This window comes from Streptomyces sp. NBC_00285 (assembly GCF_036174265.1).
In the GTDB taxonomy this organism is placed as follows: domain Bacteria; phylum Actinomycetota; class Actinomycetes; order Streptomycetales; family Streptomycetaceae; genus Streptomyces.
Genome location: NZ_CP108055.1, coordinates 1,188,231 through 1,200,784 on the forward strand (window position 1 = coordinate 1,188,231; position 12,554 = coordinate 1,200,784).

The 12,554-nt window shown below is 72.9% G+C and carries 4 protein-coding genes; 2 read left to right on the top strand and 2 right to left on the bottom strand.

What is annotated here, in order from left to right; all coding sequences use genetic code 11:
• Position 1: 1 nt before the first annotated feature.
• Together OHT57_RS05650 and OHT57_RS05655 are read right to left on the bottom strand one after the other, a co-directional pair.
• Positions 2-7,801, bottom strand: a complete 7,800-nt coding sequence (locus OHT57_RS05650) for a non-ribosomal peptide synthetase (RefSeq protein ID WP_328744929.1) — start codon at positions 7,799-7,801, stop codon at positions 2-4.
• Complete coding sequence (locus OHT57_RS05655; RefSeq protein ID WP_328744930.1) at positions 7,798-9,087, bottom strand: cysteate synthase; 1,290 nt, start codon at positions 9,085-9,087, stop codon at positions 7,798-7,800. Before OHT57_RS05655 ends, OHT57_RS05650 begins: the two co-directional genes overlap by 4 nt.
• Before the next feature lie 240 nt (positions 9,088-9,327).
• Here OHT57_RS05655 and OHT57_RS05660 point away from each other — a divergent pair, with 240 nt between their 5' ends.
• Both OHT57_RS05660 and OHT57_RS47385 read left to right on the top strand, forming a co-directional pair.
• Positions 9,328-10,425, top strand: a complete 1,098-nt coding sequence (locus OHT57_RS05660; RefSeq protein WP_443053422.1) for a thiamine pyrophosphate-dependent dehydrogenase E1 component subunit alpha — start codon at positions 9,328-9,330, stop codon at positions 10,423-10,425.
• 1 nt (position 10,426) lies between these two features.
• Positions 10,427-12,460, top strand: coding sequence for a 2-oxo acid dehydrogenase subunit E2 (locus tag OHT57_RS47385; protein WP_443053423.1), 2,034 nt, complete (start codon positions 10,427-10,429; stop codon positions 12,458-12,460).
• Positions 12,461-12,554 lie beyond the last annotated feature (94 nt).

The window sequence follows — 12,554 nt, forward strand, 5'->3', positions numbered from 1 at the left end:
GTTACCTCCACTCGCTTGCGAACTCGGCTTCGAGTTCGTCGATCTCCGCTTGGGACAGGGACACCAGGGGCACGTCGGACGGGGTGTGCCCGCCGTCCGCGCCGGTGCCTTCGTAGGTGGCCAGTGCCTGGAACCAGCCGTCGGCCAGGGCTCTCACCTCGTCCTCGTTCCAGAGGCGCGGCACCCAGGACCAGGTGGCGGTGAGTGTGCCCTCGGCGTCGGCCACGACGGTGATCTCCAGGCCGTGGGCCACGGGCTGCGCCGAGTCGTGGGCGACACCCAGGGCCGGCCCGGGCAGCGCTTCGGGCGCCGTCGACCAGGGGGTGTCGGTGCCGGGGGTGCCGCGGCCCAGGTAGTTGAACCCGATCTGCGGGGAGGGGAGTTCGGCGAGGACCGCGGCCGTCCCGGGGTTGAGGTGGCGCAGCATGCCGTGTCCGAGGCCGTGGTCGGGGGCGGCCCGCAGATGCTCCTTGACCGCCTTGAGGAGCTGCGCCGGATCACCGAGGTCGAGTCCGCGCAGGTCGAGGCGGACCGGTACGACGCCGGTGAACCAGCCGACCGTCCGGGTCGGGTCGACGCCGTCGGCTATCTCCTCACGGCCGTGCCGCTCGATGTCGAGCAGCAGTGCCGGCCGGTCCCGCAGTCGGGCGTAGGCGGCGGCCAGCGCTGCGAGCAGGACGTCCTCGGGGCCGGCGTGGAAGGCAGCGGGGACGGTGGTGAGCAGACCGGTGGTGGGCAGTTCCCGGGTGAGGTGGCGCATCTGGCCCACGAGGTCGGTGGGCCGTACGGCGGGAAGCGGGGACGGGTCCGCCAACACACCGCGCCACAGGTCGAGTTCCGTCTCCCGGGACACGCTCTGCCGTTGCAGCAGGTGGGCCCAGGCCCGGAAGGACGTGCCCTTCGGGGTGAGGGTGTCTCCGCGCCAGGCTGCGGCCAGGTCGGTGCGCAGGATGCGCCAGGACACCGCGTCGACGGCGAGGTGATGGATCGTCAGCAGCAGTCGGCCGCGGCGGCCGGGGCCGGCGTCGCACCACACCGCTCGGACCAACTCACCGCGCTCCGGGGCGAGTCGTGGCGCTGGCCGGTGGAGGTCCAGTGCGGTCACCCGCTCCAGGAGACCGGTGGCGTCCAGGGAGCCTGGCGGCGGGATGACGGCGGTTCCGTCACTGCCGAGGCGCATCCGCAGGGCGTCATGGTGGTCGATCACGGCCTGGAGTGCCGCCGCGAGACGCTGTTCGTCGGCGTCCTGCGGTGTGACCAGCAGGATCGACTGGCTGAACGCGTCGACGGGTCCGCCGCGTTCGATCAGTCGTCGCAGGGCCGGGGGCAGCGGCAGTTCGCCGGTGGGGGCGTCCTGCGCGGCCGGGGTCACGGCCGGCGCGGCGGCCGCCACCGCGGCGAGACCGGCGACCGTCCGCTGCTCGAACACATCGCGCGGCGTCAGCCGCAGCCCGGCCGCGAGGGCTCTGCTGACCAGGTGGATGGAGGTGATGCTGTCGCCGCCGAGGTCGAAGAAGCCGGTGTCCAGGCCTACTTCGGTCACCTCCAGCCCGAGCGCCTCGGCGAAGAGGCCACGCAGGGTCACCTCCTGCGGCGTGCGCGGCTCCCGCCCGCCCGCCGTCTCCGAGCAGGACGCGGGGGCGGGGAGGGCGGGCCGGTCGAGCTTGCCGTTGGACGTCATCGGCAGGACATCGAGCGGGACCAGCGTCTCGGGGACCATGTGGGCGGGCAGCCGGCGGGCGGCGTGGGCACGGATGTCGTCGAGGTCGTCGGCACCGGCCCCGACGACATAGCCGACCAGACGCCGAACGCCGGGCAGGTCCTCGCGCACCACCACCGCGGCCTGGGTGACGACCGGATGACCGGTCAGTGCTCCCTCGACCTCGCCGGGTTCGATCCGCAGTCCCCTGATCTTCAGCTGTCCGTCGGCCCTGCCACGCAGTTCCAGGACACCGTCGGTGCGTCGTACGGCCAGGTCTCCGGTGCGGTACATCCGCTCACCGGGTGGCCCGAAGGGGTCGGCGACGAACCGCTCCGAGGTCAGGCCGGGGCGCTTCCAGTAGCCGCGCGCCACATGGTCTCCGGCCACATACAGCTCACCCTCGACACCCGGCGGCACAAGGTTCAGGCGTGTGTCGAGCACATACGCCCGGGTGTTCCACATGGGGCGGCCGACGGGTACGGGGCCCGACGGCAGGTCCTCCCCCGGTTCGATGCGGTGGTCCGTGCAGCCGACGGTGAGCTCGGTCGGGCCGTAGTGGTTGACGAGCCGTATGTCGGGGTGATCGCGGCGCCACTCGCGCAGTGCTTCGCCGACCAGGGCCTCGCCGCCCAGCATGAACTCCCCGGTGGGCGAGAGGTCGTGGGGCAGCGCGGGCAGCAGCGGGAGGTGGCTGGGGGTGGCCTTGAGGAAGCTGTAGCCGCCGGCCAGGCCGGTGGCGCCCGCCTCGTGGAAGGCCGCGATGTGGACGCGGCCGCCGATGGCGAGTGCTCCGTGCAGGGTGGTGACGGTCGCGTCGAAGGTCATCGTGGCGTGCAGGAGCGAGGTGCCGCGCAGGCTCGGGTAGGCCTCGACACAGCGGGCCACATAGGTGGTGAGGCTGCGGTGTTCGACCACCACACCCTTGGGGCGACCGGTGGTTCCGGAGGTGTAGATCAGGTAGGCGGGGTCGGTGGGCCGGGCCTTCGGGAGTTCGTCCGCGGCGTCGGGGCGGGTGGCGTCGGTGGGCGTCGCGTCCGGACTCACGTGTGGGCGGGCCGTGTCGACGGTTTCCCGTGCGATGACGCAGACGGGGTCGGCGTCGGACAGTACGTAGGCCGTGCGCTCGGCGGGGTGCTCCGGGTCGAGCGGGAGATAGGCCGCGCCCGCCTTGAGAACGGCCAGGACCGCCACGGCGACATCGACAGAGCGAGGCAGGCCGAAGGCGACGACCCGGCCGGGACCGGCGCCGTGCATGACCAGCACGCGTGCCAGGTCGTCGGCCCGCGCGTCCAGTGCGCGGTACGTCAGTGAGTTGTGGGCGTCGGTCACGGCGACGGCTTCCGGTGTCTCGACCGCCCGCTCCTCGAACATCCGGGGGAACGTCATGTCGGGGACGTCCCGCGCGGTGTCGGTCAGGTCGGACAGCAGACATCGCCGTTCCTCGGGGTCGAGGACGTCGAGGTCGCCGATGGCCCGGTCCGGTTCGGCGAGTGCGGCCCGCAGCAGCCGTTCCAGACGTGCGGCCAGGTCCTCGGCGGTTCGTCGGTCGAAGAGGTCGGCGCTGTACTGGAGGGTGCCCTCGATGCCGTTCGCCGTGCCGTCGGGCGTCCGGTGTTCGGCGAGGTTGAGGGTGAGGTCGATCTTGGTCGTGCCGGTCTCCACGTGGACGGCGCGGTCATGCAGGCCGGGCAGGTCGAGACGCCATGACGCGGTCGGGCGGAAGGCGAGCATCACCTGGAACAGCGGGTGCCTGGCCGGCGAGCGGAACGGGTTGAGCGCCTCGACGAGCTGCTCGAACGGCAGGTCCTGATGGGCGTGGGCGGCCAGGTCGGTCTCGCGCACCCGGCCGAGGAGTTCCCGGAAGGTCGGCTCGCCCGAGGTGTCGGTGCGCAGCACGAGGGTGTTCACGAAGCAGCCGACCAGGTCGTCCAGGGCCTCGTCGGTGCGGCCCGCGACCGGTGTGCCGAGTGGGATGTCGGTGCCCGCTCCCACCCTGGTCAGCAGGGCGGCGAGTGCGGCCTGGACGGCCATGAACACCGTCGCGCCCTGGCCGGCGGCGAGGTCGCGCAGTCGCCGGTGCAGGTCCGCGTCCCAGTGGACGGCGATGTCGCCGCCCCGGTGCGTGGCCCGTGCCGGGCGGGGGCGGTCGACGGGCAGCTCAAGCTCGTCCGGCAGGTCGGCGAGGACGCCGCGCCAGTGGGCGAGCTGCCGGTCCCGGTCGACGGCGATGAGGTCCCGTTGCCTGCGCGCGTAGTCCGTGTAGCGGATGGGGAGCGGCGCCCAGTCGGGGGCCGTGCCGGCGAGCCTCGACCGGTAGGCGGTGGCCAGGTCGCTCAGGAGCGGCTGGAGGGACCAGCCGTCGGCGGCGATGTGATGCAGCACGAGCAGCAGGACGTGGTCCGTGGGCGCCTTGTCGTCCTCACCCTCGGCGCTGAGGGTGAGGAGGTGGGCGCGGAGGGGTATGTCGGTGGCGAGCCGGAACTCCCTCGATGCCAACTCGGCAGCCATGGAGGGGAGTTCGTCCTCAGTCACGTGCGAGACGTGCAACTGCGGGGCTGCCCCGTCCAGCAGCCGCGGACGCGGAGTGCCCTCGGTGTCGGGGTAGACGGTCCGCAGGATCTCGTGCCTGGCGCAGACGTCGGCCAGAGCAGCGCGCAGGGCGTCCTGGTCCAGGGGTGCGCCGGTCAGCCGAACGGCGAGAGGTACGTGGTAGGCGGCGCCGGTCGGCTCGGCGCGGTGCAGGAACCACAGGCGCCGTTGGGCGGAGGACAGCGGGGCGTCGCCGTCCTCCGTGCTCCTGAGCGGACGAGGCACCGGACGGGCACGTTCGGCGGAGGCGACGAGGCGGGCCAGGGCCGCCGCGTTCGGGGCCTCGAAGACGTCCCGCAGGCCGAGGTCGGCGCCCAGCGTGGTGCGGATGCGGTGGACGAGCCGCAGGGCCAACAGGGAGTGGCCGCCGAGGGCGAAGAAGTCGTCCCGGATGCCGACGGCGGACAGACCGAGCACATCGGCGATCAGGGTGCACAGCAGTTCTTCGTGGGCGGTGCGCGCGCCTCGGGCGAGGTCCCTGGGGGTGTGCACCGGCGCGGGCAGCGCCGCACGGTCCACCTTGCCGTTGACGGTCAGCGGCAGCCGGTCCAGGAGCACGACGGCGGACGGCACCAGGTGGGCGGGCAGATGCGCGGCCAGGTGGTCGCGCAGCGCCGCTGCCTCCGTCTCCGTGCCGGGAACAGCGGTGGCGTAGGCGACGAGGCCGCGGTCACCGGGCCGGTCCTCGCGGACCACGGCGACGGCGTGCTCGACGTCCGGGTGCGCGGCGAGGGCCGCCTCGACCTCCGCCGGTTCGACGCGGAAGCCGCGGAGCTTGACCTGGTCGTCGGCCCGTCCGTGGAAGGTGAGTTCACGGTCCGGTGTCAGCCGGACGCGGTCCCCCGTGCGGTACATCCGCTCGCCGGGCGGCCCGAACGGGTCGGCGACGAACCGTTCCGCGCTGGCGCCCGGACGGCCGAGGTAGCCGCGGGCGACGCCGGCCCCGGCGACGTACAACTCCCCCAGCGTGCCGGGCGGGACCGGGCGAAGGGCGCCGTCGAGGACGTAGGCGCGCATGCCGTCGAGGGGGCGGCCGATGGGGAGCGGGTCCGGCACCGGCTGGGCGCCGGGGCAGGGGCGGGTGGTGGCGAAGGTGGTGGTCTCGGTGGGGCCGTAGCCGTTGGTGACGGTCAGGCCGGGGCAGGCGTCCAGTGCCCTGCGGACGGCGCCTGCCGGCACGGTGTCGCCGCCGGCCCAGACCTGGCGCAGACCCGTGAAGCAGCCCGGGTCCTCCTCCGCCACGAGCCGGAACAGCCCCGCCGTCAGCCACAGCGCGGTCAGCCCGTGACGGTGCGTCAGCCGGGTGATCGACGCCGCGTCCACGTCCTCGTCGGGGCCCGCCACCACGGCCGTGCCGCCGGCGAGGAGAGGGACCCACAGCTCGTAGGTGGAGGCGTCGAACGCGATCGGCGAGTGGACGAGGACCCGTGTGTGCGCGCCGTCCGCGAAGGAACTGTCCGTCGCGAGGGCGGTGACGTCCCGGTGGGTGACGGCCACGCCCTTGGGGGTGCCGGTGGACCCGGAGGTGTGGCTGACGTAGGCCAACTGCGCGGGGTGGAGGGGGAGATCGGGGCCGGTGTCCGGTTCGGCGGCGAGCGACGGCAGGTCGTCGACGACGATCACCTCGGCGTCGTACGACTGTGCCGTCCCGTCCGTCCGGAATGCCGCCGCCGTCGTCCCGTCCGTCAGCAGGACCGCCGCCGCCGTCGACTCGAGGGTTCGGTGGGTGCGGGCGGCGGGGGCGCTGGGGTCGAGGCCGACGTAGGCGCCGCCTGCCTTGAGGACGGCGAGGAGGGCGGTGACCAGGTGTTCGGAACGTCGCATGAGGACGGCGACGCGGTCCTCCGGGCGGACACCGAGGCGCAGCAGACGGTGCGCGAGGCGGTTGGCGCGGGCATCCAACTGGGCGTAGGTGAGGGCCTGTTCACCGCAGAGGACGGCCGTCTTCGTGGGTGTCGCCGCGACCTGGGCGGCGAAGAGGGCGGGTACGGTTCCCGCCGCCGTACGGGGTGCCGGACCAGCGAGTCCGGCCGCCGCGGACTCCTCGGGCAGTGTCACCTCCACCCGGCCGACGGGGGTGCCGGGGCCGAGTACGGCGGCCGCGAAACGTTCCGCGAAGTGAGTGAACCGGCGGTGGTGGGCGGCGAGTTCGGAGTCCGTGTAGCAGGCGGTGCTCGCGTCCAGGTCGATGCGGATGCCGTTGTCGTCGCCACGCTCGTAGACGTTGACGGCGAGGTCCTCGACCGGGCCGGTGGACAGGTTGTGGCGTGTGGTCCGGTGCCCGGCGAACCTCAACTCCGGCCCGAACGCCATGATGTTGACGACCGGACCGAAGAACCTGCGGTCGCCGCCGGGCCAGTTCAGTTCGCGGCGCAGTTCCTCGCCCCGGTGGCGCTGGTGCGCGAGCAGGTCGCGGGTGACGGCCGCGGCCTGGCGTACGAGGTCGTGGGCGGCGGTGTCGGGGCGTACGGACAGCCGCAGCGGGAGGACGTTGGAGGCCATGCCGGGGGTGGCGCGCTCGGTGTCGCTCTCGCGGGCGGTGACGGCGAGGCCGAGGACGATGTCCCTGGCTCCGGTGAGCCGGTGCAGATAGGCGGCGGTCGCCGCGATCAGGACGCGCGACCAGCGAGTGCCGGCGCGGGCGGCGGCCGCGTGCACCAAGTCGCCTGCCCCGTCGGCGAGATGGCCGGTCCTGCGCAGGAACCCGTCGGTCACCCGGGGCGGCCGACCGGAGAGGCCGACCGGGTCGGGGCGGTCGGCGCAGGCCGCGGCCCAGTGCTCGCGGTCCTGTGCGTGCCGGTCATCGGCGTGGTGGGCCTCGTCCGCGGCGATCAGGGGGGCGAGGGGCGACTCGGGCAGGGTGTGCGCGGTGCCCGTGACGAGTGCCGTGTAGGTGTCGGCGACCCGGGACGCGATGAGGGAGCAGCTGAATCCGTCGACGGCGATGTGGTGGTAGCAGTGGTACCAGATCCAGTGCTCGTCGCCGAGCAGGAGCACCGCGTACCGGAACAGCGGGGCCCGTTCCAGCTCGAAGGGCTCCGCGAAGTCGTTCTCCCGCCAGGCCTCGGCGGCAGCACCGGGGTCTGCCGAGTCCCTGAGGTCGACGACGGTCAACTCCCAGGCGGGGTCGGGCTCGACGATCTGGTGGACCGTCTCGCCGTCCGCCGTGAAGCGGGTCCGCAGGGTCTCGGTCGCCGCGACGACCCTGCACAGGGCGGTACGGAAGCGGTCGACGTCCAACGGACCGTGGACCTCGGTGTACTCACCGACGTTGTAGGCGGATCCGGCGGCGGCGTCCAGTCGCTGGCCGAACCACATCGAACGCTGGGCGGCGGACAGGCCGAGCGGGCGTGCGAGGGCGGACGGATCGGTGCCCCGCGCATCGGCGGGCGCAGCCGACCCCGGTGCGGGTGCGGGGCCATGAAGCTCGGCCGGGTGGACAGCAGACGCAGCCTGCTGGACAGGCGCGGAAAGCTCGGAGGCACGCGTAGGCGCGGCAGGGTCGGTCATCGAACGGCCCCGGCAGCCGCGACACCCGTCAGTCGGCGTTCGACGTGCTCGGCCACGCAGCGTGCTCCCGACTCGCCGCCCGGCCAGGTGACGCGGAGCCAGGGTTCGGCGGGCACCAGGGCCAGGTCCTTGGCCTGGCGTGCGCGGCCGCCACCGGTGATGTTGAGGAGCACGAGTTCGTCCGGGCGGACCTGTCCGTCGCGCACGGCCTCCGCGAGCGCGGCCACGGCCACGCCCGCGCCGGGTTCTATGTCGATGCCCTCGGTCTCCTCGAAGAGGGCCATGGCGGTCAGCGCGGCTTCGTTGCCGGTACATCGGACGCGGCCCCCGCTCTCCTCCAGGGCGTCCCGCACCCCGCCCCGGACGGCGAACGGCGGGCGCCGGTTGGTGAGTTCGCGGGCCAGCGGTTCGAGTTCACGGCTCGCGGGCGGCTGTCCGCCGTGGCACCATGCCTCGTACAGGGCGGCGAACGGCTCGTTCTGGCACATCAGCAGCCGCGGCAGGCGTTCGCCGGTGGCGCGGATCCGACGGGCCGCCTCGTGGGCCCCGATGGCGCCGGTACCGCTGCCCACGGCCTGCACATAGACCTGCGGGAGCCGTCCGATGGCCTCGGCAGCGGCGAGCATGACTGTGCCGAGTCCGTCGCGGCGGCCGACGTTGCGCGCGCCGCCCTCCGCGTGGTGGCCGGGCATGCGGACGAGGAGGTCGGCGCAGGCGATGGTGTCGCTGTAGGTGGCGGCGCCGTCCAGGGCGACGATGCGGACGCAGGGGTCGAGCGCGGCGGGGAAGCGCATCCGCTCCAGGGCCGGGGCGGGCACCACGAGCAGACACGGGACCCGGTACCGGGTGGCTGCCCACGCGAAGGCGGCGGCGGTGTTCCCGGCGGAGGGAATCACCAGGAGCGGCGGGTTCGCGGGCAGTCGGCCGAGGACCGTGTAGGCCTCGAGGTCCTTGAACGTACAGGTGGGCAACTGCGCCCCGCGCTCGGGCCAGTGACCGTTGAACGCCACCCACAGCCGGTTCAGGCCCAGCAGCCGGCCGAGCCGGTCCGCCGGGTACACCACCGGTCCGGGAACTCCGGGGAAGGTACGCGCCACGGGCAGCAGCGAGGCGTGGCGGAACAGTCCGGTGTCGCTCGCGGTGTACGTCCCGTGGTACTCGGTGCGCAGGAACGCGGGTTCCTGGCACGCACGGCAGTCGAGCATGAGTCCGTCGTCCTCGTAGCGGGTTCCGCATGAAGAGCAGACAACCGTGTAGTGACGTGTTCCCGGGAGCGCTCGGGACATTTTCGCTCGCTTTCCGAAGTGCCGGGTCTGGCGGGTCAATTGGAACCCGGGCCGTCGGAATCACAGGCGACTGGAAAGTGATCCTTCGGTAACACCTGGCTTACACGTACGTCAGCGCGTTCAACCTGTTGAACACGGATCTCGTTGTTTGACTGCGCTTCATCCGAGCTCTCCTGCACGGCAGTTGGGAAACCGGACAGCATCCATGGCGAAAAGCCCCTCAAGAAAGGACGTCGGGCCATGGGAGATACGCCGATGCATAAGGAACCCGCAGAATGGGTAGACCCTTCGTTCTGGCTGCCTTCCCAGGTTCCGGTTTCCTTTTTGCAGGAATGGAAAAAGGGCGGGGCGCCTGCTGCCGAACTCCTCCTGAAGGCGTACCGCGGAATGGTTGTCGGGCGCCGGTTCGACCAGCAGGCGACGGCGCTGGCCCGGCAGGGGCGGCTCGCGGTCCATCCCTCCAGCCTCGGCCAGGAGGCCTGTCAGGTCGGCGCGGCCCTCGCTCTGCGCGCGACCGACTGGCTGTTCCCCACCTACCGGGACTGCGTCGCGCTGATCAGCCGCGGCATCGACCCCGTGGAGACGCTCACTCTGCTGCGCGGTGACGCCCACTGCGGCTACGACCCCGCGCGCCACCGCACGGCACCGCAGTGCACCCCGCTGGCCACCCATGCGGCGCACGCCGTCGGACTGGCCCACGGCGAGCGTCTCAAGGGCGCGGACACGGTCGCCCTGGCGCTGGTCGGCGACGGCGCCACCAGCGAGGGCGACTTCCACGAGGCCGTGAACCTGGCCGGGGTGCTGCACGCGCCGGTGGTGTTCCTGATCCAGAACAACCGGTACGCCATCTCCGTGCCGCTGTCCGCCCAGAGTGCCGCGCCGGCGCTGGCGTACAAGGGGATCGGTTACGGCGTCCGCGCGGAGCAGGTGGACGGCAACGACGCAGCCGCCGTCCTCTCGGTGCTGACCGCCGCCGTGGAGGACGCGCGCGCCGGCAGCGGGCCCTGGCTGATCGAGGCGCACACCTACCGGGTGGGACCGCACACCAGCGCCGACGACCCGTCCCGATACCGTACGGCCGCCGAGGAGGAGCACTGGCGTGCCCGGGACCCGCTCACCCGCCTGGAGGCCGCGCTGCGCGACCGGGGCCTGTTGAGCGACGCGGACGTCACCACCGTGGCGGAGGAGGCCGAAGCGTACGCGGCGGGCGTGCGCGAACGGCTGGCGGCGGCTCCCGAGAGCGACCCCACGACCTTGCTCGACCATGTCTTCGCCTCCCCCACCCCCCAGCTGCTCGCCCAACGCGAAGCACTGCACATCGAGTTGGAAAGGCGCTGAGATGGCGCAGGCTCTCGAACATGCCACGACGGCACAGTCCCTGAAGCCGACATCGATGGCCCAGGCCCTCAACACCGCCCTGCGCGACGCGCTCGCCGGGGACGAACGCGTCCTGGTCTTCGGGGAGGACGTCGGCCGTCTCGGCGGCGTCTTCCGGGTCACCGACGGGCTCGCGGACGCGTTCGGCGAACGGCGCTGCTTCGACACCCCGGTCAGCGAGGCCGGTATCGCCGGTCTCGCGATCGGGCTGGCGATGGCGGGCTTCCGGCCCGTGGTGGAGATGCAGTTCGACGCGTTCGCCTACCCGGCCTTCGAGCAGATCGCCTCGCACATGGCCAAGATGCGCAACCGCACCCGGGGCCGGCTCGCACTGCCGATCGTGGTGCGCATCCCCTACGGCGGCGGGATCGGCGCGGTCGAGCACCACAGTGACTCCAGCGAGGCGTACTACGCGCACACGGCCGGCCTGAAGGTGGTGACTCCGGCGACCGCGGCGGACGCCTACTCCCTGCTGCGCGAGGCGATCGACGACCCGGATCCGGTGATCTTCCTGGAGCCGAAGCGGCACTACTGGACGAAGGAGGAGACCGAACTCCCCGCCCGCACCGAGCCGTTCGGCACCGCGGCGATACGCCGCCCCGGCACCGACGCCACCCTGGTCGCCTACGGCCCCTCGGTCTCCCTCGCCCTTGAGGCCGCCGCACAGGCCGCCACGGACGGCCTGGATGTCGAGGTGGTGGATCTGCGCACCCTGGTCCCGCTGGACGACCGTACGCTCACCGAGTCCGTCCGGCGCACCGGCCGCTGTCTGGTGGTCCACGAGGCTCAGGGATTCGCCGGTGTCGGCGCGGAGCTCGCGGCGTTGGTGCAGGAGCGGTGTTTCGACGCCCTGCGCGCACCGGTGTTGCGCGTCACGGGCCTGGACATCCCCTATCCCCCGCCGCTCCTTGAGGGCGCGCACCTGCCGGACGTGCCGCGCGTGCTCGCCGGACTGCGTCGGCTGGCGGGTGTCGACGGACGTACCGTCGCCCGTCCCGCCCCGCCCTCACCCGGGCACACCTTCACCCTCCCCGACCTTGGTGAGGGTCTGACGGACGCCGAACTCCTGGAGTGGAAGGTTGCGGTGGGCGACACCGTCGCCCATGACCAGGTGGTCGCCGAGGTCGAGACGGCCAAGTCCGTGGTGACACTGCCCAGTCCGTTTGCGGGAACGGTGACTGCCCTGCACTGCCCGGCCGGTGAGGCCGTACGGGTGGGTGCAGCGCTGCTCACCGTGGCGCCGGCCGAGTACGGTTCGGGTGCGGTGCTGACGGGATACGGGACGCGAGCGCCGGAGCGCCGGCCCCCTGCGCATGCCGGGCGGGACACGGCAGTTGACGACTCCGAGGTCCGCGTGCCGATGGCCGCCGCGGCGGAGAAGTTCCTCCGGGCCCACCGTGACATCCCCGCGGTGACGATCTGGGCGGACGTGGACGCCACCGGTCTGCTCGCCGAACGCGCCTCCCGCGGGACGGGGTTGCTGGCACTACTGGCCCGATCCTGTCTCACCGGGCTCGCCGCGTTCCCGGAGTTCAACTCCCGGGTCGACAGCGACCGCGGGGAGATCGTGCGTCTTGCCCGGGTGCACCTCGGTTTCGCCGCGCAGACACCGAAGGGCCTGGTCGTGCCCGTCGTACGGGACGCGGACCGGCTGTCCCTCGACGCGCTCGCGGCGGAACTGCGGCGCCTCACCGACCTGGCCCGGCGGGACGCCCTGCCTGCCGGGCACCGCACCGGGAGCACGTTCACCCTCAACAACTACGGAGTCCTCGACGTCGACGGTGCCACACCGGTCCTCAACCACCCGCAGGTGGCGATGGTCGGTGTGGGCCGGGTCACCGACCGCCCGTGGGCGGTGGACGGCCGCGTCGAGGTACGCAAGATCGTCACGCTGTCCCTGACCTTCGACCACCGCGTCTGCGACGGCGGCACGGCGGCGGGCTTCCTGCGCCACGTGGCCGACGCGGTGGAGTGCGGGTCGGCGGGCTCGAGCTGATCGGCTGCCCTCCCATGTCCCGGGAACAGCGTGCGGCGCCGCCCGGGCTCCGGCGCGATGACGTTGCCGCCCGCACCCCGGGTGCCGTCGGCGT